Origin of the sequence: Vagococcus lutrae, from assembly GCF_023299185.1 — a bacterium.
GTDB classification, from domain to species: domain Bacteria; phylum Bacillota; class Bacilli; order Lactobacillales; family Vagococcaceae; genus Vagococcus_A; species Vagococcus_A lutrae.
In genome coordinates this window covers 1420855-1445864 of record NZ_CP097017.1, presented here as the reverse complement: position 1 = coordinate 1445864, position 25010 = coordinate 1420855, and the positions used below count along the sequence as shown (strand labels likewise).

The 25010-nt window shown below is 39.5% G+C and carries 26 protein-coding genes; 1 reads left to right on the top strand and 25 read right to left on the bottom strand.

Going from position 1 to position 25010, the window contains the following annotated elements:
* The 9 genes from rplM to allW form a co-directional block, all read right to left on the bottom strand.
* The gene (gene rplM / locus M2919_RS06955) at positions 1-444 is read right to left on the bottom strand and encodes a 50S ribosomal protein L13 (RefSeq protein WP_023606990.1); all 444 of its coding nucleotides are present in this window, start codon (positions 442-444) and stop codon (positions 1-3) included.
* Positions 445-550: 106 nt separating this feature from the next.
* Positions 551-1336: a tRNA pseudouridine(38-40) synthase TruA gene (gene truA / locus M2919_RS06950; protein WP_248848467.1), complete on the bottom strand. Its 786-nt coding sequence runs from the start codon at positions 1334-1336 to the stop codon at positions 551-553.
* 64 nt (positions 1337-1400) lie between these two features.
* Positions 1401-2198, bottom strand: coding sequence for an energy-coupling factor transporter transmembrane component T family protein (locus M2919_RS06945; protein ID WP_023606988.1), 798 nt, complete (start codon positions 2196-2198; stop codon positions 1401-1403).
* Positions 2195-3067 carry an energy-coupling factor ABC transporter ATP-binding protein gene (locus M2919_RS06940; RefSeq protein ID WP_023606987.1) on the bottom strand — a complete coding sequence of 291 codons (873 nt, stop codon included), beginning with the start codon at positions 3065-3067 and terminating at the stop codon, positions 2195-2197. Before M2919_RS06940 ends, M2919_RS06945 begins: the two co-directional genes overlap by 4 nt.
* On the bottom strand, positions 3043-3882 hold the full coding sequence (locus M2919_RS06935) for an energy-coupling factor ABC transporter ATP-binding protein (RefSeq protein WP_023606986.1): 840 nt from the start codon (positions 3880-3882) through the stop codon (positions 3043-3045). Before M2919_RS06935 ends, M2919_RS06940 begins: the two co-directional genes overlap by 25 nt.
* A 191-nt stretch (positions 3883-4073) precedes the next feature.
* Entirely contained in the window at positions 4074-5300 is a 1227-nt protein-coding gene (locus M2919_RS06930; protein WP_248848466.1) for a pyridoxal-phosphate-dependent aminotransferase family protein, read from the bottom strand.
* Between the two features lie 26 nt (positions 5301-5326).
* A complete protein-coding gene (locus M2919_RS06925) occupies positions 5327-6565 on the bottom strand; it encodes an MFS transporter (RefSeq protein ID WP_376715786.1) in 1239 nt (412 codons plus the stop codon).
* Between the two features lie 162 nt (positions 6566-6727).
* Positions 6728-8095, bottom strand: a complete 1368-nt coding sequence (gene allB / locus M2919_RS06920) for an allantoinase AllB (RefSeq protein WP_126762103.1) — start codon at positions 8093-8095, stop codon at positions 6728-6730.
* Positions 8096-8121: 26 nt separating this feature from the next.
* Positions 8122-9600 carry an allantoin permease gene (gene allW / locus M2919_RS06915; protein ID WP_248848465.1) on the bottom strand — a complete coding sequence of 493 codons (1479 nt, stop codon included), beginning with the start codon at positions 9598-9600 and terminating at the stop codon, positions 8122-8124.
* Positions 9601-9841: 241 nt separating this feature from the next.
* Here allW and M2919_RS06910 point away from each other — a divergent pair, with 241 nt between their 5' ends.
* Positions 9842-11482: a PucR family transcriptional regulator gene (locus M2919_RS06910; protein ID WP_248848464.1), complete on the top strand. Its 1641-nt coding sequence runs from the start codon at positions 9842-9844 to the stop codon at positions 11480-11482.
* A 28-nt stretch (positions 11483-11510) separates the two neighbouring features.
* On the opposite strand, the gene arcC is transcribed toward M2919_RS06910, so the two are convergent.
* From arcC to rplO, 16 genes are all read right to left on the bottom strand, one after another.
* Complete coding sequence (arcC, locus tag M2919_RS06905) at positions 11511-12437, bottom strand: carbamate kinase (protein WP_248848463.1); 927 nt, start codon at positions 12435-12437, stop codon at positions 11511-11513.
* Positions 12438-12445: 8 nt separating this feature from the next.
* Positions 12446-13285 (bottom strand): oxamate carbamoyltransferase subunit AllH family protein, encoded by an 840-nt coding sequence (locus M2919_RS06900; RefSeq protein ID WP_248848462.1) that lies wholly within the window; start codon positions 13283-13285, stop codon positions 12446-12448.
* A gap of 63 nt (positions 13286-13348) precedes the next feature.
* Entirely contained in the window at positions 13349-14611 is a 1263-nt protein-coding gene (locus M2919_RS06895; RefSeq protein WP_248848461.1) for a YlbE family protein, read from the bottom strand.
* Between the two features lies 1 nt (position 14612).
* Positions 14613-16373 carry an acyl-CoA synthetase FdrA gene (gene fdrA / locus M2919_RS06890; protein ID WP_248848460.1) on the bottom strand — a complete coding sequence of 587 codons (1761 nt, stop codon included), beginning with the start codon at positions 16371-16373 and terminating at the stop codon, positions 14613-14615.
* Positions 16374-17456 carry an ureidoglycolate dehydrogenase gene (allD, locus tag M2919_RS06885; protein WP_126762119.1) on the bottom strand — a complete coding sequence of 361 codons (1083 nt, stop codon included), beginning with the start codon at positions 17454-17456 and terminating at the stop codon, positions 16374-16376.
* Between the two features lie 17 nt (positions 17457-17473).
* Positions 17474-18259 carry a (S)-ureidoglycine aminohydrolase gene (allE, locus tag M2919_RS06880; RefSeq protein ID WP_248848459.1) on the bottom strand — a complete coding sequence of 262 codons (786 nt, stop codon included), beginning with the start codon at positions 18257-18259 and terminating at the stop codon, positions 17474-17476.
* Between the two features lie 27 nt (positions 18260-18286).
* Positions 18287-19516, bottom strand: a complete 1230-nt coding sequence (allC, locus tag M2919_RS06875; RefSeq protein ID WP_248848458.1) for an allantoate deiminase — start codon at positions 19514-19516, stop codon at positions 18287-18289.
* A gap of 305 nt (positions 19517-19821) precedes the next feature.
* Positions 19822-20202: a 50S ribosomal protein L17 gene (gene rplQ / locus M2919_RS06870; protein ID WP_023606985.1), complete on the bottom strand. Its 381-nt coding sequence runs from the start codon at positions 20200-20202 to the stop codon at positions 19822-19824.
* Between the two features lie 27 nt (positions 20203-20229).
* Positions 20230-21168, bottom strand: coding sequence for a DNA-directed RNA polymerase subunit alpha (locus tag M2919_RS06865; RefSeq protein WP_023606984.1), 939 nt, complete (start codon positions 21166-21168; stop codon positions 20230-20232).
* An 81-nt stretch (positions 21169-21249) separates the two neighbouring features.
* Positions 21250-21645 carry a 30S ribosomal protein S11 gene (gene rpsK, locus M2919_RS06860; protein ID WP_023606983.1) on the bottom strand — a complete coding sequence of 132 codons (396 nt, stop codon included), beginning with the start codon at positions 21643-21645 and terminating at the stop codon, positions 21250-21252.
* A 26-nt stretch (positions 21646-21671) separates the two neighbouring features.
* Positions 21672-22037 carry a 30S ribosomal protein S13 gene (rpsM, locus tag M2919_RS06855; protein WP_023606982.1) on the bottom strand — a complete coding sequence of 122 codons (366 nt, stop codon included), beginning with the start codon at positions 22035-22037 and terminating at the stop codon, positions 21672-21674.
* 18 nt (positions 22038-22055) lie between these two features.
* Positions 22056-22169 carry a 50S ribosomal protein L36 gene (gene rpmJ / locus M2919_RS06850; RefSeq protein ID WP_009488082.1) on the bottom strand — a complete coding sequence of 38 codons (114 nt, stop codon included), beginning with the start codon at positions 22167-22169 and terminating at the stop codon, positions 22056-22058.
* 31 nt (positions 22170-22200) lie between these two features.
* The gene (gene infA / locus M2919_RS06845; protein ID WP_023606981.1) at positions 22201-22419 is read right to left on the bottom strand and encodes a translation initiation factor IF-1; all 219 of its coding nucleotides are present in this window, start codon (positions 22417-22419) and stop codon (positions 22201-22203) included.
* Between the two features lie 143 nt (positions 22420-22562).
* Positions 22563-23213, bottom strand: coding sequence for an adenylate kinase (locus tag M2919_RS06840; protein ID WP_126762125.1), 651 nt, complete (start codon positions 23211-23213; stop codon positions 22563-22565).
* Positions 23214-23258: 45 nt separating this feature from the next.
* Positions 23259-24557: a preprotein translocase subunit SecY gene (secY, locus tag M2919_RS06835; RefSeq protein ID WP_023606979.1), complete on the bottom strand. Its 1299-nt coding sequence runs from the start codon at positions 24555-24557 to the stop codon at positions 23259-23261.
* Positions 24557-24997, bottom strand: coding sequence for a 50S ribosomal protein L15 (gene rplO, locus M2919_RS06830; protein WP_023606978.1), 441 nt, complete (start codon positions 24995-24997; stop codon positions 24557-24559). The genes secY and rplO overlap by 1 nt, the downstream gene beginning before the upstream one ends.
* Between the last annotated feature and the right edge of the window lie 13 nt (positions 24998-25010).

The following is a 25010-nucleotide window of genomic DNA, read 5'->3' as shown; positions in this document are numbered from 1 at the left end:
TTAGATTAAGTTCGTAATGTCTAATACTTCTGGTTTTTGAGCTTGGTGTACGTGGTTTTCGTCACCATACACATGTAATTTAGACAATTGTTGACGTCCTAAAGTGTTTTTAGGAAGCATCCCTTTTACTGATGTTTCAATTAATTTACGTGAGCTCTTGTCGCGTAAAGCACCAGCTGAGATAGACTTTAATCCACCTGGGAAACCAGTGTGATGATGATACATTTTATCACTTGCTTTATTACCTGTTAATTTTACTTTATCAGCATTGATTACAATTACAAAATCTCCAGTATCCACATGAGGTGTGAATGTTGGTTTGTTTTTACCACGTAGTATAGATGCTACAACTGCAGATAAGCGTCCCATAGGAACATCAGTTGCGTCGACTACGTACCATTTACGTTCTACTTCGCCAGCTTTGGCCATATATGTTGTACGCACGTTGTTTTCCTCCAATTTTAAGTCTGATGTTTGACAAACACAATAAGTTTCCGGGGCTCATCGTGGGGCAAACAATACCATTTACCATATTAACGTGAAAAGACGATTATGTCAATGTTTTATTATCATTTTTTCCGGCTTTTTTTGTTTCATACGACACATTCATCAAATACAACCCCTCCGGATGTGCCGTCGGTCCTGTTAACGACCGATCTTCCGTCAATAACGCCCGTCGGATGTTTTCTTCTGGCAAACGGTCATTGCCGATTTTCAACAATGTTCCTACGAGTATACGCACCATTTTATAAAGAAAGCCATTGCCACGAAAGACAAATAACAGCTCTTGATTCGCCTCGTCATGTTCAATACATGCTTCATAAATCGTCCGTGTCTTATCTTCTACCGCACTGCCTGTCGCACAAAAAGATGAAAAATCATGTGTGCCTAAGAGGTCACGGGCTGCGCGTTGCATTTTTTCAATATCTAATGGATAAGGATAATAGCTCGTATAAAATCGTTTAAATGGGTTACGCGGTTTGCCGATGTCAACACGATAGTGATATGTTTTTTCTACGGCATGGTAACGGGCGTGAAAATCATCTGCGACTTGTTCTAGCGAGAGCACCGCAATATCTGGAGGTGTCTGCGTATCAAGTGCATGGCGAAACTTTTCTGCTTCGCGTTCTTGCGGATAGTCAAAATGAATGACCTGTCCTTGTGCATGGACGCCTGCATCCGTGCGACCAGACGGATGGATGGTAATCGGCTGTTGATTATTAAGCTTTTTAAGTGTTTTTTCAATTTCTGCTTGAACAGTATGCGCATTATCTTGTGTTTGAAAACCATGATAGTGTGTACCATCGTAGGCAATAACTGCTTTATAGCGAACCATCTCGGTTACTCCCTTCTTTTCAAATAAAAACTTGTCCAAGCATGACTTGGACAAGTCTTGTTTTTTATTGACGCACGTATAGTAGTGCGACAGTTAATAAGGCAAAGACAATGACACAGACGGTATCTGGCCAACGCCATTGAAGCACGCGATACTTCGTCCGTCCTTCGCCACCTTGATAGCCCCGGGCTTCCATCGCAATCGCAAGTTCTTCTGCACGATTAAAACTGCTAACAAAAAGTGGAATTAAAAGCGGCACGATAGCCCGCATCTTGTCCATTAGATTTCCTTCGCCAAAATCAACACCACGCGCACGTTGCGCATTCATAATCTTCTCGGTTTCGTCCATTAAAGTTGGAACGAAGCGTAACGCAATCGAGAGCATGAGTGAGACTTCATGTGCTGGAAAGCGAATCGCTTTTAGCGGTCGTAATAAATACTCGATCGCATCTGAGAGTGATAAAGGCGGTGTACTGAGTGTCAACAAGGTCGACATAAAAATGATGAGTACAAAGCGTGAGAAAATAAAAATCGCATTGAGCACACCAAATTCAGTAATCGATAAGACGCCCCATTGCCAGTATACCTCCCCACCGCGTGTAAAGAAGAGTTGTAGCATGACGGTAAAGAGGATTAACCATAATAGTGGTTTGACCCCTCGGATAAAGAAACGCATGCTGACTCTTGAAAGTAAAATCGCAACTAACGTAAAAGCAAACATTAAGAAGTAAGAGGCAAAGTTATTACACAGGAAGATAATCCCGATAAAGTAAAAACTAGCTAAGAGCTTCGCACGTGGATCCATACGGTGAATAACGGAATCTCCTGGAATATAACGACCAAAAATGAGTTTATCCATCATGATAAATCACCTACTTTGCTACGATTATCTTGAGCAAGCATGGTAACGAGCTCTGAGGTTGTCAGTGGTAAGCGGTCTAATTGCCAGCCTCTTTCCACGAGTTTGCTTGCAAAATGAGTCGCTGTTGGAACGCCTAGTTGCTTAGACTCTAACCACTGGACATCTGAAAAGACGTCATGTGGTAAACCTTGCTTAATGACCGTTCCTTTTTCTAAGACGACCACATAATCAGCATAGTCGGCAACGTCGTCCATCATATGTGTCACTAATACGATGGTCATGCCTTCTTCACGATGTAAACGTGCAAACATCTGTAGCATCTCTTGACGTCCTTGAGGGTCTAGACCTGCGGTAGGCTCATCAAGAACTAAGACAGAGGGTTTCATCGCCAAAACACCTGCAATCGCCACACGACGCATCTGACCGCCTGATAGCTCAAATGGAGAGCGTTCTAGATAGTCTTCGCTTAATCCGACGAGTTGCAGCGACTCTTTGACCAAAGCCAGTGCTTCTTCCTCCGTCTTTCCAAAATTCTTTGGACCAAACGCAATATCTTTTGCGACCGTTTCTTCAAATAGCTGTGCTTCAGGAAACTGGAAAACAATTCCGACTTGTTGGCGAATAGGCTTTAAATTTTTATTATCCGTCGTCGGTGTAATACGGCGTTCTCCGATAGTCACAGTTCCTTCCGTTGGCTTGACTAACGCATTTAAATGTTGGAGTAAGGTCGACTTACCGCTACCCGTATGGCCAACAATTGCCGTATACGAGCCTTCTTTAATCATTAAATCGACATCATACAACGCACGATGCTCGAATGGTGTGTGAGGTTGATACGTGTAGCCTACTTGTTCAAATTGGATGTCCATAGCCACTCCACCATCCCTTCTTCCGACATATATGCTGCTGGTACATCTAAGCCGACTTTTTCCATCTCCAGTTTTAGTTTTTCTGGGAAAGGTAAATCCAACCCCATTTCGATTAGGCGTTCTCCGGCGGTAAAGATTTCCTCTGGAGAGCCTTCTTTAATAAGCTCTCCTTGTTTCATCACTAAAATTCGATTTGCATTTGCTGCTTCGTCAATATCATGGGTAATCGATATGACGGTTAATTGTTTTTCTTCTCTGAGTTTTTGAATTGTATTAATCACTTCAAACCGTCCCTTAGGATCTAACATACTAGTCGCTTCATCTAATATGATAACATCAGGACTCAGTGCTACAACGCCAGCAATGGCGACACGTTGTTTTTGTCCACCGGATAGGCGAGCGGGTTCTTTTTCGCGAAACGCTAACATTCTGACTTTTTCTAAAGAGGCTTCGACTAATGCTACCATTTCATCATGAGGGACGCCCTGATTTTCTAAACCAAAAGCGACATCATCTTCGACCGTCGCACCGACAAATTGATTGTCGGGGTTTTGAAAGACCATCCCTATTTTTTTACGAATGTTCCAAACATTTTCCTCATTCATCGGCAATCCATCTACCAAGACCGTTCCTTCTTGCGGCACGATTAAGCCATTAATCGCTTTAGCAAGTGTTGATTTTCCTGATCCGTTATGCCCGATAACAGCAATCCACTCGCCGCGATAAATGGTCGTCGAAACATTTGTCAATGCTTGTCGGTCACTATCTGGCTGGTAACGATAATTTAAGCCTTGTAACTCAATGATTGGCTCCATGCTATTCCCTCACTTATTTTAAAGGTCTTAATCCTTTTCGTATTCATATATTAAGCTTGCTAGTTGATTGAAAAAAACAAGCCAACGTTTCCGCTGGCTTGTTGACAGTTTAGCAGCTTTTCCCTAGTATAACACTATCAAAAAAGCCACAATTATTCAATCAAAGAATCTATAGATATCTTGTTTTTTATTTATTTTGTAATAGCTTCTGCCTTTAGATAAACAGCCAAGGCTGCTTGTACTGCTTTTCCGACTTCAATCGGAGCTCCTTCTGCTGCTAAAACGGCTTCAAACGCACCTAAAACGTGTAAGACATTTTCACGTCGACTGCTAAAGCCCATATTCCCAATGCGCCATATTTTTCCTTTTAGTGGTCCAAAAGAAGCGGCAATTTCCACGCCAAACCAATCAAGTAAATGCGCTTGAACGCGTGCAGTATCCATGCCTTCTGGTGCAATGATAGGGGTGACGGTTGCCATTTTGCTTGTACGCTCACCATAAATACTCAAGCCCATTGCCTCAATCCCCGCTTGAATCGCTTGGTCATTTAGAGCATGACGAGCATGTACTTGCGCCATTCCTTCATTTAGCATTTGACGAAGTCCTTCATGTAACGCATATATCATACTAGTTGCTTCCGTATGATGGTTGATACGTTCAGGTCCCCAGTAGCGTTGTAATTGACTAAGGTCTAAATAGTTACTGCTAATATGACGATCATTGCGCGTGTCATCGCCTAGTCCCAACTCTTTTTGATAGCGACCGTTTAGATAGTGTTCGACGCGGTCGTTATAAGTAATGAGTGATAAACCAGATGGCACGCTCACACATTTTTGTGTGCCCGCAATCGCGATATCAATACCCCACTCATCTACTAAAATCGGAACACCACCATAGGTCGCTACGGTATCTACGACAAGAAAAACATCGTTTGCTTGGCAGTATGCTCCGATTTCATCTAAGGCTTGCATTTGTCCATTGGCTGTTTCGCCATGGACCATCGCCACTACTTTAGGTGATATTTCCTTTATTTTTTCAATAATCGTTGCTTGATCAAAAGGAGCCGACCAATCTTTTTCCAAATACGTAACATCCGCTTGCGCACGTTCACATATTTCTCCGAGTAAGTAAGCGAAACGACCATATGCTGGGACTAGTACTTTGTCACCTGGTTCGATTAAGGCGATTAATGCCGCTTCTAAGCCAGAACGAGAAGTCCCATCTATCGCGAAAGCTTGTTTATTTTGAGTGCCAAAGGGAACTTTGATCATCTCTTTCACTTCGTCCATTACCGCGAGAAAGCTTGGATCAAACTGTCCCACAACAGGTGTCCCCATCCGTCTTAAGACGGCTGGATGTACTTCAACAGGGCCTGGCGTCATAATCGTACGAATGGGTGTTTGAAAATCATGAATCATCTTAATTCCTCCTTTTTATTAATAGACTAAGCAACAACAGCTGGTTTGTCTTTACGGTTAAATATATAAAATACTGCTGTACCAATCGCTAAAATACCAACAGCTAAATAAAATGAATAGATTTTAGAGCCTGTCGCATCAGATATCCAGCCTGTTAAAGACGGCGCAATCACAGACGAGCTCATCCCAAAGAAGTTAAAAATACCTAAGGTTGTCGCAAGCCCCTTACTTGGAATATGTTCACCTAACCAAGAAATGATTAACGGTTCTACTGTTATTTTGCCAAAGAAACCATACGCAATCAACCCAAATAATAAGAGATTTTTAGACGAAGCGGCTACAGCAGTAAATAATGCAATCCCTGCTAAAATTTCTAAAACGACAATCAATTGAATTTTGCGATGAACAAACTTGTCTGCCAAACGACTAAATAAAAGGGCTCCTGGTATCGCCGTGAAGAAAACCAATGAGGAAGCAAGTCCAATCGTTGTTCCTTCAAAGCCTCGTTCGGTTGCTAAGAAGTTAGGCAACCATGTATCCGTTAAATAATAGGCATAACACGTGGAAAAATAAAGAATATACACTGCAATCATTTTCGGTGCAAATATTCGCTTCATCGTCATTTTTTCTTGTGGAGCTAATGCGCTAGCTTCCGCTGATTGTTTGTCTGGTTGCTCTTCTTTACGGATAAACTTCATAAATAAGCCTAACATCACCACTACAAACGCTAAAACGACATATAACATCGTGTTCCAGTGTAACCCTAACTTCACTACTAAGTAGCTAGAAGCAATCATACCGCCACCGCTACCAATAGCTGTTCCACAGTTAACAATCGCTGTGGCTAAACTCTTACGACTAGCTGGCACATATTGTCCAGTGAGAGAGTATGCCACGCCGTAGAACGTTCCACACCCTACTCCAGCCAAAACGCTTCCGATATAAACCACTAATAATGAAGGCGCTGTTGCTACAATAAGTGTCCCGACGCCAAACAAGGTAAAACCAGGGATTAAAACGGTCTTTTTACCAAAGCGATCGACTAATAACCCGGAAGGAATCTGCATTAAGACATAACCTAAGAAATAAAAGCTCGAAATAGATCCTATCTGTGAGTCGCTAGCCCCTCCAAAATGAGCACTTATTTGCGGATAAACCGGTGCTAAAGCTGTCCGGTATAACCAAATGACAACCCAACCTAATGTCATGATCATCACAATTTGTTTCCAATATTCTGTTGGTTGCTTTGTTGATTGTTTTTCTATTACCATCTCATTACCACCTTTCACTCTACTTTCTCTTCTATTGTAAAGCGTTATCATATTGGTTGCTTTATGTATTACCAACAATCTTTCGTGTGAAAACTAGCGGTTTTATACAAAAAAGGAACGCAAGAAATGACTTCTTGCGTTCCTCTAATAGTTATTTTATTTTTTAATAAACTCACCTGGGAATGTATCGATGACACCTGTTTCTTTATCATAAACAGTTGTACCACGAACGATTGTTTTCACAACTTGAGCCCCAATTTCACGTCCAATGTAAGGACTGATTTTGTTACGATACTCTAAATCTTCTGCTGCCAATGTGTAAGCATCATTACCTGAAATAAGAACAAAGTCCGCGTCTTTTCCTACTGAGATACGTCCTTTTTGATCTAAGCCAAAGCGATCAGCTGGGTTTTTCGCGATAATATCAGCAAATTGTTTCAAGCTCATACCACGTTTTTGGACACCTTCATCAAAGAGTACATCGACGTTGTTTTGTACGCCGGCAATACCGCCCCATGCTTCGAAAGCATTCTCTTTATCTTTCAAGTCTGGGGTACATGGTGAGTGGTCAGATGTGACAAATGCTATTTCATCTTTTAAGACTTTTTCCCATAGGCCGTTTTGCGCTGCTTTGTCACGGATTGGTGGTGAACATTTAACAACTGGTCCAATAGCATCTAGCTCATCTGTTTCAAAGTATAAGTAGTGTGTACATGTTTCACATGTGACGTCTACTCCTTCAGCACGTGCTTTCGATACTTCTTCTACACCTTCTGGACAAGCAACGTGACAAATATGAATACGGCAGCCTGTTTCTTTAGCGAATAAAATCGCACGACGAATTGGCTCTACTTCGGTAAAGACTGGACGAGATTCTACATAAGCTTTTAAGGTTGTTTCGCCATTTTCATAAGCAATTTCACCTAAACGGTCAGTAATTGTAGCATTCTCAGCATGAATAGCTAGCACTTTCCCTGTTTTAGCAATTTCTTTCATTCCTGCATATAATGAGTAATCATCTGCATTCATGAAGTCGCCTTCAATTGAACGGTCTCCACATGTTGCCATGAAACATTTATAAGCAGCTACGCCACCTTCATCTAACTCTTCAATCCCTTTTGGAATATTGAATGGGACTAAACCACCAAATGATGCCACGTCCACGACTAATTTATTTTCACCTGCTGCATATTTAATATCTAAACTTTTCTTATCGACAGTCGCTGGTACTTGGTTTAGAGGCATTTCCATAAAGGAAGTCACGCCGCCTTTTGCACAAGCACGTGTTCCAGTAATATACCCTTCCCACTCATCACGATAGCTGCCACCTGGATCTGTAATATGAACATGAGCGTCAACCATTCCCGGACTAACTACTAAGCCTTTTGCATCAATGACTTCTTTCGCTTCACCTAGGTTTGTTCCGATAGAGGCTATTTTTCCGTCTTTAACGGCAACATCTGTTTCGACTTCACCGTTTTCTAAAATTACTAACCCGTTTTTGATGATTAAATCATAGCTCATTTCTGTTCCTCCTAATTGTGTTTTAATTATTTAAATTTTTTTAATCCCAAATAAATTAAGAATGATAAACCTGCACCAATTAACCATGACAGACTTGAAATAATTTGAAGTGATGGAATGAATTGGCCTAACAATGAAATAACTAACGCAACGATGGTTGCAATATAGGCTTCTTTATTGACGCCTTTATATTGATTGTCTGTATTATCTGCTTCTGGATCCATGTAAAGCTCATCTAAGTTAAGCTTTTCTTTTAGAACAAAGAAGTATTGGGCAATCATGACCCCACCAACTGGTCCTAAAACAGCTCCAATCATATTTAAGAAAGCAAAGATACTGTCAGAATTTTCCATCAATTTCCAAGGCATGATTAAATAACTAATCACTCCGGCAATAATAACCCCTTTTTTGTAGTTGACTTTTTTAGGGAATAGAGCTGATAGTTGATACGCTGCTGGTATGATATTTCCAGTCGCATTAGTTGAAATCGTTGTCATTAATAGGACCACCATAGCTAAGATAATAGCTGGCATGCTATCCCAACGATCCACAATATTTAACACGTTCCACTCTTGTACACCGTAGTGAATAGAACCACCAATTAAAATCGCCACACTTGAAAATGCAAAAATAACATAGGCTACTAATAAACTCGCTGTTTGTCCAATCGCTTGTGCACGTGTTGATTTTGCATTTTGCGTAAAGTCAGAAGCACTTGCACCTGGACCTGCCCATACTGCTAATACTGAGTTAATAATCATTAAGTATACCAATATTGGCGTGTAACTTTGTGTCGGTGTGTTAGTTGGAGTAAAGGATAAGATATTTCCAATTCCTCCTGCGACTTTCACCGCCCAAATGGACATCCCTCCAAATACGACATAGATAAGTGGGTTTAAAATCGCTGTAAATTTATTTAATGCCCCACCTCCACCAAATCCTATCGCCATATTAATCAACCAAAAGATTGTAAATGCGATAAGTCCTGGTAAGCTAATCCCAAAGAATGAGAAGTTTCCACCAATTGTTAAAAAGCTTGGCCAAATTTTTCCGATTAAAATTAATAATGCTAATGATCCCGTATAGTTTTGTAACCCAAACCAAGCAATGGCGGCTACCACGCCTCGTAATGTTCCTGGCAGTTTTGCCCCTACATCTCCATAGGTCGAACGTAAGTGCATGGCAAATGGAATACCATATTTTGAACCTGCTTTTCCGTTATACACCATAAAAGCTGCTACTGCTAAGGCACTTAGTACAATAGCCAACATCACGTTGATTGGCGAAAGGCCTAAGAACAGAAACCCTCCTACGGCTGTATAGTTTGGGATGTTATGTACCGACCCCATCCAAAGCGTAAAGTAGTTTTTTGTATCCATATTACGTTTTTCTGCAGTCTTCGGTAATACATCATCGTTATATCCTCGTTCACGAAGAATGGCAACTTCTGCTTCTGTCACTGCAATATCTAACCCGTTGTTTTCAGTGGCATTTGATATCTCCATTCTCTTATCCTCCTCATATATCCTCTTGTTTGTCCTGTACATCAGCTGATACTTATATTGTATACACACAGTTAAGCGTTTTCATTATCAGAAATGCTCAAATTATTTTTTGATTTGTGCAAATTGAACGAAGTTTAAGAAAACGTTATTTTAAATCAGGTATTAGACATCTCTCTGACTTTTGTTTTATGTCATTACATAGTAGAATGAAGCTACAGAGAAAGAGGATGTGATAAATCATATGGCAACATTAAATGATATTTTAGCTGTGCCACGCTTTTTTGACATGACGTTATTAAATAAGCATGCAAACCTTGAAAGAACCGTCGATACTATTGAAATATCTGAAACCCCTGACGTTTCTGGTTACTTACCCAAACATTCACTTCTACTGACTACAGGTATGGCTTTCAAAGACAATCCCAAAGAACTATGCGAGTTAATTCATTCATTAAATGCTCTACCTTCAGCTGGTTTAGCCATTAAATTAGGACGTTTCATCTCGGAGCTAGACCCTGAAGTGATTGCGTTTGCCGACAAATTAAATTTTCCAATTATTCAGATACCTCCAACTAAAACACTAGGTGAGGTATCGCATCAATTACTATCTTATCTTTGGGATAATCACAATGAATCCATGCATTTTGCTTTGGACGTTCAACGTAATTTTTCTTCCATGATGATGAAAGGCGCATCGACTGACGCCCTTGTCAACCACCTGAGTTCCCTTATCAAGCAACCCATGCTTCTAATTAACCCTTTTGGTGATATTGATACTATTAGTCGACGAATCAAACCTGAAGATATTATCACGCAAGAGACACTGAATCAGGTCGTAAAAGATGTACACACGTATCAAATCAATCCGACACAGTTACTATCTTATACGACGATTGATCGACATAACGAACCACTTGTCGCCACGTTTTATCCAGTAGGAAATAGCCACTGTCATGCGTATGTTTTAGTCATTTTTCAATCTGACCAGCTGCCTTATCCTTTTTCACAGTTAGCGATTGAACAGGCGCTTAGTGTGTTATCTTTTACAACATATAAAGATAACATGATTAAACAAGATAAACGCAATGCTAAAAAGGATTTTTTTAATAAACTCATCGGACATGATAGCGAGGTCGACCATAATGTCACGCATTGGATTGATTATGGAAAACCGTTTGGTATCATTCAAAGTCCTATTTACCAAGTCATTATCGGACGCGTTTCAATTCCCGATACTTTAGACTATCACGAAAAAGAAATTATGCAACTCACACATGAGTGGTTTGATAGTAAAATTGAAGATTATTTTAATAACGCTATTTTTATTCCAAATGGTGATCAAACACAATTAGTGATTTTACTACAGCATAAAACGACGCAAATAACGGAACAACTAGAAGCGCTACACAATGAGCTTCTAGAAAATCTGAATGTGACGGTGACGTTTGGTGTCGGAACGACTATCAAAGAACTTTCTTTAGCACGTTTTTCTCTCAATGCAGCGAAAAAAGCACTAGAAGAATACGACCCACAACAAACAGATTTTATTTATTATTATCAAAATAGAGGGATATCGAGCTTAATTAGTGAAGTGTCAGAGGATGATATTCATTACTTCTGCACTACGACGTTAGGGCCACTCGCTTATCCAACTTCTGAAAGTAACCGAGAGTTACGCCAAACATTAAAAGTCTACTTAGACAACCAGTGTCGTATTACTGAGACTGCTGATGAATTATTTATTCATCGCAATACAGTAAAATATCGTATTAATAAATGTGATACCTTATTTGGTCAGAGTATTGAAGAGCCTTTAATCAGTTTACAACTTCGTTTAGCGCTCTTACTCTCCTCAGATAAAAACCGTTATCTAACCAACTAAAAAAAGTGATGCCTCGGCATCACTTTTTTTATCCAACAATACGTGTTCCTGCTTCGCCTCGTAAGGCAGCTGGAGCTTGTTCTAATGAGCATATGATCGCTGTTTTCCCTAATGCGGCAAACTCGATACATGCTTTCATCTTAGGTCCCATACTACCATCCGAAAAATGTCCTTGGGCATCGTACTCACGCGCTTGTGCGACTGGCACTTCTTCTAATTTCGTTTGCTCTGGTGTCCCGTAATTTAAATACACGTTGGGAACATCTGTTAAAATCATGAGAACATCTGCTTCCACATCAATTGCCAATTGATAGGCAGAAGAGTCTTTATCAATCACGGCCGCAATGCCTTCCCATTCACTTTGTTCATTTTTAACAACTGGAATACCGCCACCACCGGTAGAAATTACTACAACATCTTGCGCTAATAACTTTTTAATAGCATCTACTTCTACGATTTTTTGTGGCTGTGGAGAGGGTACTAAACGGCGATAACCGCGTCCCGCATCTTCTCCCATCACCCAACCATGTTCCGCACTCATCTTTTCCGCTTCTTCACTTGTATAGAAAGAGCCGATAGGTTTAGTAGGATTCTCAAACGCCTTATCCTGAGGGTCTACTTCTGTCATCGTCAAAATGGTCACAATATCTGACATTGGCAATTTATTTTTTAATGCTTGTTGTAACATATACCCAATGTATCCTTGAGATTCTGCGCTACACGCGTCGAGTGGTTGAACAGGTACTTCGGCTTGTGCCATTTCATTTTGACGTAAAATTTGTCCTACTTGTGGTCCATTTCCATGAACAATCACGACTTCATGACCGTCTTTAATAAGACGTGAAATGCTTTCGCTACTTTTCTCAACATTTTCTTGCTGTACTTTAAATTCTCCTACTTGACCAGGCTGTAATATAGCATTACCACCCAGTGCAAGAACGACTCGTTTTTTCATTCTTTATCCTACACTCCTTCAATAACATTTTGACGTACGATTTGCTGTAAGCCTAAAACTATCCCCATCAATGTATCATAACCAGATGTATGACCCATTTCTCCTAGCTGTCTGACTGCTTGATGTAATCGCTCAGGTTCTTCATAAGCAAACGCCGTCATAACTTGATTCACTTGTAAACTAAAATATCCAGATAATGCGGCGTTAATATATGCTTTTGAAACATCTGTTGTCACATCTTCTTTCAAGTAATCTGCTAATCCTTTTAAAAATACTGTGGATAAAAAAGGAGACACATGATGAACAGCTAGTAATCCGACTGTAAAATCATCACCTGATGGGGTCAATCCTAATCCACGTCCGATATAGTGGATAAAATATCGGGTAACTTCTTCCTTTTTATCCGAACAACAATAGTCAAAATATGGCGCATTTCCAGCTAATTCTTTGGTAAAATCTAATCCTGTTTTCCCATTAAATGTACTCGCTAAGTGACAAACAAAACGGGTATCCGCCGAAGAACAAAATGGTTGCCACTCTATTTTCAAAGGGTCATAGTATTTAACCTGTTCCAAAGAAATAACCATCGAGCCAATGGTTAACTTACCATGGCTTACCTTCATCTTGACTTGATCTTTTTTTATAGCGTGTTGCAAAAGATGAAAATGACACTGGGAGACATGCAAGCCAAACGGGACGATATTATTTTCCAACATACCGACATGTAATAAAGAGTGCCCATCTGTTAGATTAAAACTATGTTTGAACATACTATGGAGTGACACACTCCCTGTTTTATTCTGCCACTCTTTAACGAGTTTTCCTGCATAAACACCTGTTATTTCCATCTTTTGCCCTCCTTTTTAAGAAAAATAGAAAAGACAGTTTGTCTTTTCTATTTAATTGATATTTTATTTTTCCATGCCTAGTTTTTCAGCATAGGCTGCAATAGCTTTTTCAAAGCATGACATTGGCGGACGTACTGTTCCTGCCCCAATTTGTCCAACACCTGCTTTTTTATGTGCAATACCTGTATTAATAACAGGAGTAATGCCTTTTTCTACCACTAAGCGAGCATCAATTCCTAAACAAATCCCTTTAAAGTCCCATGTTGGTACTGGGAAATTATTATTATGCGCCTTACAAATTTCCGCCATCTCATTACTTGTATTTAATGCATCATAGAATCCACCTGAACCAACAAAACGTGTTACGGCTGGTGCAGCAATCATTGCCATACCCCCAACACCAAAGGTTTCTGTAATCGCACTGTCTCCAATGTCTGTGTTACCGTCCTCGCTTGAATAGCCAGCAAAGTATAAACCTTGAGGCGTGTTTACAGGTCCAGTAAACCACTCATCACCCATTCCTGCAATACGAATACCGAAATCTTTCCCATTACGACACATAGCTGTTACAATCGTTCCTGCTTCTATCGTACGCGCTCCATCCATGACAGCTTTAGCTGCTGCCATCATAATATTTAAGAAGAATTGGTCGGTATCTGCTAAAAATTGCGATACTTCTTGTTTTTCATTCTCTGGGATATCTAATGACACAATAATCGGTCCCATTTCTTTATAAAACGCAAGAGAAGCAGCGATATTACGTTGATGGAATTCATCTCCCATAGCGATGGCTTTCGCAACCAACACGTTGACATTTAGACCTTCCTCTAAGGTTTTTAATGCTTTACTCAGAACTGGTCCCAATGTATCTCTCATCCAACGTAAACGTGTGATAACTTCTTCTGAATACGCTCCGAAACGTAACACTGCACCGATTCCTTCGTTCATTGTACAATAAGCATAATTACCATCTGTTTTATTTTGTACGACTAAAACTGGCATATTCGCTGAGGTGATCCCCCCCATCGGTCCTACCGCTTGATGATGATGACAAGGTTCAAAGCCAATCGCTCCAGAAGAAAGTAATTCGCGTGCTTCTTCTTCTGTTTCTGCCCATTCTTCAAATAAAACAGCACCTACACAAGATCCTTGCATAGGATCCGTCATATCATCCCACGTCATTGGAGGGCCAGCATGCAGTAACATTCTCTTGTTTAAGGCTGGAATTACTTCTTTCGCACGCACCACGTCGAGTAAAAATGGTGATGCTTCAGTTATTTTATCAATAACGGCTTGATTCGCTTCATCAATCGTTTTAAATGTCATCTTAGTGAGCCTCCTTATCAAATTCATAGTGATCTAAGAAATACAATACTTTTTGTAAGTGAACATCGCCACCAGCAGCTGGCTTCCATTCAAAATGAACGACTTCGCCATGATTATCTAAAATAGAATCAGTAAAGCTCTTAAGACCAATATTAATCACTTTTGGTTTTTCATTCATTAAACGTTGGATAGCGTCAGATGCATCTGGTAATGTCTCATTTGATTTTTCTACTGGTTTCACTGCTTTTTCTGCAAATGTTAATCCACGGTCGATAACAGACAATGCCGTTTGAATTGCTTCTACGTTATTTTCGCAAACTACGACTCCTGCCTCTTCTAAAATCTGACGTTGTGCGTCATACCCTTGAGGATCCAAATCTGTTCCTACAATCACTGCCACAAAAGCGACTTCACGATCTGTCTCTTTTAAGGCTGTTTGAACTTCCGTAATCGGTTTAACCAGTTCACTAGCCATATCCATATGAGCACCATATCCTAGTACTACATCGAATAAAACAACCGCTGTTTCTTCTTGATTGATGACATCTTTTATCTTATTAATACGGTTTTCAGGATCAATCATCGGATGTGGTTTACCGCTAGTATACATATCATCCCCTAAGTCAATGACTTCGTGACTATCATGTTTCAATGTGTAGCCTTCTGGAGATTGATGATGTTCTAACTCAAGTGCTTCTTCGATTAAAACGCTAGCTTCATAAGCCAATGTTCCACCGGCATAATAACCTTTAATACCCGTTTGACTTGGAGCTAATTTAACGTCTACTGCTTTTGCTTGAGACGGTACATATAGAACCTCTTCTTTGTTTAATAATTTAACAGATAACTGTGCTGCTTCTTCTAACGTATAAGCATGATATAGATTTTCTTCATGTTCTGTCGGTTTGTCCCCTAAGAATAAAGCAACTACAGGTTTCTCAACAGCATGCAAGCGAGCTAACACTTTTTCTTTGATTTCTTGTGCAGGTGGTTTGGAAATAATTACAATGACTTCTGTATTATCGTCATGATTTAATGCTAAAATACCATCCATCATTGTCGTTGCGCCTACTTCAGAAGATAGATCGCGTCCACCTGTTCCTATAGCATTCGTAATCCCCGCACCATAACGATGTACTAATGTTGTCACTTCTTGAATACCTGTTCCAGAAGCGCCGACCACACCGATGCCTCCTGGACGTGTATTATTCGTAAAAGCAAGTGGCAAACGATGTAAAATACCTGTTCCGCAGTCTGGTCCCATTACTAGCAAGCCTTTTTCATGGGCTTTTTGTTTTAAGCGTGTTTCATCTTCTAACGACATATTGTCACTAAAGATAAACGCATGTAAGCCATTATCTAACGCTTTTTCAGCTTCTAGTGCCGCATATGTTCCCGGTATAGAAAGCAATGCAACATTCGCATCTGGCATTTTTTTCAAGGCTTTTTCCCAAGAATTAATATTCTCATTCACTTCGCCGCCATTATCAGCGTCTTTATTTAACTCTTCATCAATCATCGTTAACACATCATCTGTTTTGCTTTCATCGTTTACTTCTAGCATGATTACCATATCATTGGCGGTAGCGTCTGCTAATTCTGGTGTATCAAAACCACTCGCAATAAAGATATCTTTATTAGCAGGTGTTCCCATCATAATGGATACACGTTCAACAAATGGTAATTGATTTAATTTACTTGTTAATAACATCAAGACAACAGAATCTTGATAACTATTTTGTTTAATAATCGTTTGTAACATCTATTCTTCACCCTCTTCGTTTTTTTCTGCAAAGGCAGATCCATGGTCATAGCTATTATGATGAATAACATCACTTATCAAATACTCATGAATATCCTTCGCTACTGGAATACCCGTTTCTTGATATTTCGCAAAGGTTACTTCTGCCAACTCACCTGGATATAAAACACGATCGAAGCCGGTCGCTGGTGGGTTAGCATGAATATCTTCAATCATGCGACTTAAGTTGTTTTTAAATGATGATAACTCTGTAAAATAAGACGGGTTAATTAAAATATGTAAATGTCCTAAATTACGACCACTTGATAAGTCAGCATACATAGAACTAACATGTTTTCCAAAAGGAAGTCCTAGTAATGAACCTGATAAAATATCCACCATCATCATTAACCCATATCCTTTTGGCCCGGCAATCGGCAATAATCCTTGAACTTCATGAGGATTCGTTGTCGTTTCTCCTTGGCTATTTACAGCCCAGCCTTCAGGAATATCTTTATTTTTACTACGTGCGTCTAATATTTTCCCCCAGGCTTGTACAGTCGTTGCCATATCAAAAATAATCGGACGATCATTCGCTGTTGGCGCGCTAAAAGCAATCGGATTGGTACCGAAAAACGGCTCTGTTCCACCAAATGGAACAGCCATCGGATCTGATTGACAGACTGTTAGACAGATTAAATCGCGTTGTGCTGCATAATCAGCAAAATAGGATAGCATGCCACTATGTCCTATCCGACTAACACCTACGATTCCCACGCCCGTTTCCTCAGCTAACTCGATACCACATTTTAAAGCTTCCAATGCTGCAACGTGTCCAGAACCATTTTCTCCATGATAAATCCCTGTACTTGGTCCCGTTTTTTCAAAGTGAAAATGGGGGGATAAGTTCAGACCACCCTTTGCAATCCGCTCAGCGTAGTAATCGACACGTACGGCACCATGGGAATGAATACCATGAGCATCCGCATAGACTAAGTGTTTTGCGACTTCTTCTGCATGATCTGTTTTTAACCCAGCTGATTGCAACTTGTTTTGAATTAACGAATGAAGCTCATCTGGTGATACATAAACTAATTCTTCCAATTTTTTCACCCTATCTCTTATAATTCGACATCACGATTACAATCTTTCGAGTAAAGATAACTTAACGGTGCTTTGCGTCCAACTGAATAGCACGCCTGTAAGTTATATGCTCCCATAAAGATGTAATCTCCTTTTTTAACTGGCATCCAATTATTATCTAAGTTATACATACCTTCTCCACTTAAAAGAATGGCGCCGTGCTCTTGATAATGTGTTTCAATATAACCATGAGAACCCCCTGTTTCAAACGATAAGATATGGAAGTTCATATCGAAATTCAAATCTGTCGGCAATAAGTTTTTAAAGTTAACATCGGACATGCCTTCATAATCTTCTCCTGCAATATCATTAGAGTTACCTGATACGACATAAGGCTCATAGCCTTTTGCCTCTTGATAACGTTTTTTATAAAGAAATGTTTCAGCAGGCTCATCGCTATTATTTTCAAATGTCATTTGTTTCGTTGGCGGACAGTAAACATATCCCCCTTGTGTTAGCTCAAATGTTTCGTCTTCAATAGAAACCGTCAAGCTCCCTTCCATCACATAAATAAAGGTTTGAATTCCATTACCTCCAAACCCATCACGTTTACCTCCACCTGGTAAAACACGACATAAGTAATCCACAAAACTAGCACCTAGTTTAGGTGTTGCTAAAATAGTCATTTCACATTGCTCAAATCCTGGAAGTTGATTCATGACCATCCCTTCTGGTGGAATCACCGCAAAATTTCCTCTTTCTATTCTTGAACGTGACTCCAAAATACTTGAAGGATAACCCATTTCATTTGTTCTGTAACCCATCCAACTCGACCTCTTTCACTTTTTTATTTATTTTTCATATGCTAATTGATAAAGCGTTGCAGTTAAAGCACGAACGCCTTCGACTAAGTCACTCACATGCGTTGCTTCCGCTGGATTATGACTAATTCCTTTAATACTTGGGACAAAAATCATCGCTGTCGGAACATGTGGTGCAAAAATCTGAGAATCATGTCCCGCACCACTGTGCATCACATGATAATTCAATTCCTCTTTATCACATGCTGCGATAATATGATTGACAATATCTTCAGACATTGGTGTCGGCATTTCATCCATCCAACGTTCCATTTCAATTTCAATACCCATTTCTTGAGCAATCGTTTGCATGTCTTTTTCTATTTCTTGAACGAAGTTTTCTAGCACCGTATTATCTGTATGACGGCAATCCATTGAAAACACCGTTTCTCCTGGTACTACATTCACTGTGTTTGGCACGACTTCTACGTGGCCAAATGTTAACACAAGCGGATCGCCTATCTTATTTGCTTTTTCGATACTTTGACTAATCATACGACTCATGGCGTATACGGTATCATGACGATAACTCATCGGTGTCGTCCCAGCATGGTTTGCTTGTCCTTTTAGACGAATCGTATAACGTTTCTGTCCGACGATACTCGTGACAATCCCCACGGGTTTTTTCAACGTTTCTAAAACATTCCCTTGTTCAATATGTAGTTCTACAAACGCTTTGATATCTTCCCGAGTCTTTTCATTTTCGTCACGGAAATCAAATCCAGCTTGTTTCATAGCATCAACAAATTTAACACCTGTGGCATCTGCTGCGTCGATAACATCTTCTTTATCGGCTAAGCCAAAGATATTCTTACTTCCCCAAAAAGCGTATGGAAAACGACTTCCTTCTTCTTCCGCCATAGAAACTATTTCCATTGAACGTTTTGGTTGGCCATGTGTTTCATAGAGATATTTCATTGCTAGAAAAGCAGATAAAATACCAAATTGACCATCCAATGCGCCGCCATTTACTACTGTATCCACATGTGAACCAGACATAATAGTTTCTTCTGGAAATTCACTACCTTCAATACGTGCAAATAGATTTCCTACTGCGTCATATTGTGTTTTAAAATCGTGTTTTTCAAATAATGTTTTCAACTCATTTTGAGCTTTTACCCAATGCTCGTCATATAACAACCTTGTGGTGCCACCTGTTGGATCCGCTCCAATGCCTGATAGCCATTCTACATATTGTTGCACTTCTTTTTCATTGAACACTTTTTTCCCTCCTATACGAGTTGACATGCTTTATAAATAAATTGTAAGCCTTTTCTAAATCGAATACACTAGTTAAGGGTGATAAACACAGACTTAACTTTTGGTCATTAAGCACAAAAGGAGACACCTTTGTTTACAAAAAACAAAGGTGTCTCCTTTTCTACTAATAAAAAAAGCCCTTTACAGGACCCTCTCCATTTTATAATGAGCGCAAGCTCTCCGGTAAAACCGGAGAGTTGCAACGAGCTAGACTCGGATGCATAACATCCAACATCATAACACTCTCATTCATATATTTGTATGACTTATACTAATTCAATAACAACCATTTTAGCTGCGTCACCGCGGCGTGGTTCTGTTTTAAGAATTCTAGTATAACCACCATTACGATCAGCGTAACGTGGTGCGATGTCGTTAAACAGTTTTTGTAATGCTGTTTCAACAACGATTTCGTCATTTTCTTCGCGTACATCAGCGATTTCGTTACGTACGAAAGCTGCTGCTTGACGACGAGCATGAAGATCGCCACGTTTTCCTAAAGTAATCATTTTTTCAGTAGTTGAACGGATTTCCTTAGCACGCGCTTCAGTTGTTACGATACGTTCGTTGATTAATAAATCAGTTGTTAAATCACGTAACATTGCTTTACGCTGACTGCTAGTACGGCCTAATTTACGATAGCTCACGTTAGTTTCCCTCCTTATGAGAAAGTCTTAGTCGTCTTGACGTAGGTCTAAGTCTAATTCACTTAGTTTGTTTTTCACTTCGTCTAAAGATTTACGACCTAAATTACGGACTTTAATCATTTCAGCCTCTGACTTGTTTGTTAGTTCTTGTACAGTATTAATGCCTGCACGTTTTAAGCAGTTGTATGAACGAACTGATAAATCTAACTCTTCAATTGTCATTTCTAACATTTTTTCTTTTTGTGTTTCTTCCTTCTCAACCATGATTTCAGCATTTTTGGCTTCATCAGTTAAGTTAACAAAAATATCTAAATGTTCAGTTAAAATCTTCGCTGCTAAGCTAATAGATTCTTGAGGCATAATGGATCCATCTGTCCAGACTTCTAGTGTTAATTTATCAAAATCATCACGACGACCTACACGCGTATTTTCTACTTGGTAGTTAACACGACGAACAGGTGTGTAGATAGAGTCAACAGGTAAGACGCCAATAGGCATATCTTCTTGTTTGTTGTCTTCTGCTTGTACGTATCCACGGCCTGGTTGAACTTTCAAACGTGCGTGGAATGTAGCACCTTCAGCGACAGTACATAAATATAAATCTTTGTTTAAAATTTCAACATCACTGTCCGTAATAATATCTCCTGCAGTTACAGTAGCGGGACCAGTAACATCAATTTCAAGGGATTTTTCTTCTTCAGTATAGAGTTTTAAAGCTAATCCTTTAATATTCAAAATGATTTGTGTCACGTCTTCTTGCACACCTTTAACGGTTGAGAATTCGTGCAACACGCCATCGATTTGAAGGCTAGTGATAGCCGCTCCTGGTAAAGAAGACAATAAAATACGACGAAGAGAGTTTCCTAAAGTTGTTCCATAACCGCGTTCTAATGGTTCGATAACAAACTTACCATAATCTCGGTCTTCATCAATTTTAGTGATCCGTGGTTTTTCAAATTCAATCATTTTAATCTATACCCCTTTCAAAACGAAAAGTGCGTTGCTCAATGACGTTTTTAAAGTTCATACTCAAATGAAAGACGCTCATTAAACACGACGGCGTTTTGGAGGGCGGCATCCATTATGAGGAACTGGTGTGACGTCACGAATTGCAGTCACTTCTAATCCTGTTGCTTGTAGTGAACGAATTGCTGCTTCACGTCCAGAACCTGGGCCTTTAACTGTTACATCAACAGTTCTTAAACCATGCTCCATTGCAGTTTTAGCTGCTGCTTCAGCTGCCATTTGCGCTGCGAAAGGTGTTGCTTTCTTACTACCTTTAAATCCTAAAGCACCTGCTGATGACCAAGAAATAGCATTACCATGCGTATCTGTAATCATCACAATTGTGTTATTAAATGTTGAATGGATATGTGCAATACCTGATTCAATATTCTTTTTCACACGGCGTTTTCTGCTTACTTTTTTTGCTTTTGCTACCATGAAGTTCTAACCTCCTTCACTTTAAATTATTTTTTCTTACCTGCGATTGAACGAGCTGGACCTTTACGAGTACGGGCATTGTTTTTCGTGTTTTGACCACGAACTGGTAAACCACGACGATGACGAATACCACGGTATGAACCGATTTCCATTAGACGTTTGATGTCTAAGTTACGTTCACGACGTAAATCTCCTTCGACTTTTAATTTGTCGACTTCTGCACGAATCTTATCTAATTGATCGTTTGTTAACTCACGTACGCGAATATCTTCTGATACGTTTGCGTCTGCTAAGACTTTTTGAGCCGTTGTTTTTCCGATCCCATAAATGTATGTTAATGAAATAACAATACGTTTATCACGAGGAATATCTACTCCTGCTATACGAGCCATTATACGCTACACCTCCTATTAACCTTGACGTTGTTTATGTTTTGGATTTTCACAAATAACCATAACTCGACCTTTACGGCGAATTACTTTGCATTTTTCGCAAATTGGTTTTACTGATGGTCTTACTTTCATGATTTTACCTCCTTGATTTTACGGAGTGCAATTATTTAAATCGATAGGTAATGCGACCACGAGTTAAATCATATGGTGATAATTCAACTGTCACTTTATCTCCCGGTAAAATGCGGATATAATGCATACGGATTTTACCAGAAACATGAGCAAGAATCTCATGGCCATTTTCTAATTCAACTTTAAACATTGCATTCGGCAAAGTGTCAACAACTGTTCCTTCAATTTCAATCACTTCTTCTTTTGCCACTACGAGTACCTCCTTATACGGTTAGTCTTAAACGATGACAATTTTTCGTACTCAAATGCCAAATCTTCAACCTGTCTATTATACCATGATACAGCAACATTATGAAGCAACTTGAACCATTCTTTCCTGATAGATTCTGTTATCTACAGATTGTCAATAATCTTTTTCACATCTACAAAAACGTCTTCGATTTCACGATTTCCGTCTAATGTTTGAAGAAGATCCTTTTCGTTATAAAACTCAAGTATCGGTGCACTACCGGCAACGTTTACTTTCAAGCGATTTTTGACTGTTTCAGGTTTATCGTCTTCACGTTGATAAAAATTATGGCCGCCACAACGATCACATGTTCCTTCCACTTTTGGTGGATGGTTCACTTTGTGATAAGTTGCCCCACAATCTTTACACATAAAACGACCGGCTAAGCGGTCCACTAAAACATCTTCTTCAACATGTATATTGATGACAGTATCAAGTTGTTTGCCTAAGTCGTTTAAAATTTCTTCAAGTGCATAAGCTTGCTCAATGGTTCTTGGGAAACCATCCAACAAGAAGCCTTTTTCTGTATCAGCTTGAGCTAAGCGTTCTTTAACAATGCCATTGGTTACTTCGTCTGGAACTAATGAACCTTCGTCCATATAAGCTTTCGCTTGTTTTCCTAATTCTGTACCGTTAGCCATCGCTTCACGAAACATATCTCCAGTTGAAATATGTGGGATATTGTAAGTATCTACAATTCGTTCGGCTTGTGTTCCTTTACCTGCACCAGGTAATCCCATAATAATCAGATTCATATCGGTTTCCTCCTGTAAAGGATTTGAATGATTATGCATCAATGACTATTCCACAATGAAACCAGTATATTGACGTTTCATCATCAAACCTTCCAATTGTTTAGCTGTTTCTAATGCTACCCCTACAGCAATCAAAAGACTTGTTCCGCCTAAGCCAATGGCTGTCGGTAAGTCCCAAAGCTTTTGTGCAATAACAGGTAAGATAGCTACGGCAGCTAGGAATAGAGATCCTACTGCACTTAGTCGCATTAATAAAGATGAAATATAATTTTCAGTTGATGCTCCTGGTCGTACACTTGGGATGTAACTTCCTTGCTTTTGTAAGTTCTCTGCTACTTTCTCCGGATTCACCTGTACAAAGGCATAGAAGAAAGTAAAACCTACGATAAGCAATGTATAGAAAATACCCCCACCAAGTGTTGAATAGTCAAACATGTGTTGAACTACTTTAAACCATGTTGCACTTCCTTTAGTTGCGCTAAATAGTTGCATAATCGCATTAGGTGTTGCTAACAAGGAACTCGCAAAAATAACTGGTATAACCCCTGCGGCATTCACTTTTAAAGGTAAATAGCTGCTTTGAGGTGCGCCAGCTACACGTTTTGTATATTGAATTGGAATCTTTCTTTCAGCTTGGTTGAAGTACGTTACAAACGTTACGATTGCTAATATTGCCACCACAAGAAGGACTAAGAATAAAATATTCATCATCCGGTCTTCCGGTTTGATATTAATTAAGCGATCTTCAATAAGAGAAACGATCCCCTTCGGTATTCTTGAAATAATACCGGCAAAGATAATCATTGAAACACCGTTTCCAATGCCTTTATCAGTGATTTGTTCTCCCATCCATGTAACTAACATCGTTCCAGCTGTTAAAATAATTCCCACCATCATGTACGTTTTGGCATCGGGTGTCTTAACGAACCCAACTCCAGCGAATTGATTAAATCCGGCTGTAATCATAATTGATTGTAAAAACGCCATAACAAGTGTCAAATAACGTGTTGCTTGGTTTAATTTACGACGGCCTACTTCACCTTGCTTTGACCACTCTACAAACTTCGGTACAATATCCATTTGTAACAATTGGATAATGATAGAAGACGTAATGTACGGTGATACACCTAAAGCAAATAGTGAAAAGTTCTCCATCGCGCTCCCGCTAACTGTGTTAATCATGTTAAATAACGGATTATCACTTAAGTTAGCAAGTGCTTTGATGTCAACGCCTGGTACTGTGATATGAGCACCAAAACGAAATGCAAACAAGATGAATAATGTAAAGAAAATGCGATGACGAATGTCTTTAACCTTCATGCCATCTTTCAATAATTTAAACATTAAATCACCTCGATTGAACCGCCAGCAGCTTCAATTGCTTCTTGAGCAGTTTTTGAAAATTTAGCAGCTTTCACTGTTAATTTTTTCGTCAATTCACCATTAGCTAGTACTTTAACGCCAGATTTTTCATCTTTGATGATTCCAGCTTCTACTAGTAATGCAGGTGTTACTTCTGCGCCGTCTTCAAATTTGTTTAATACATCTAAATTGATAACAGCGTATTCTTTACGGTTAATGTTTGTAAAACCACGTTTTGGTAAGCGTTGGAATAAAGGTGTTTGTCCACCCTCAAAGCCTAAGCGTACGCCACCACCTGAACGTGCTTTTTGTCCTTTTTGACCGCGTCCAGCCGTTTTACCATTACCAGATGAAGTTCCTCGACCTACACGATTACGTACATGTCTAGATCCTTCAGAAGGTTTTAATTCGTGAAGTTTCATGTTTCTAGGCACC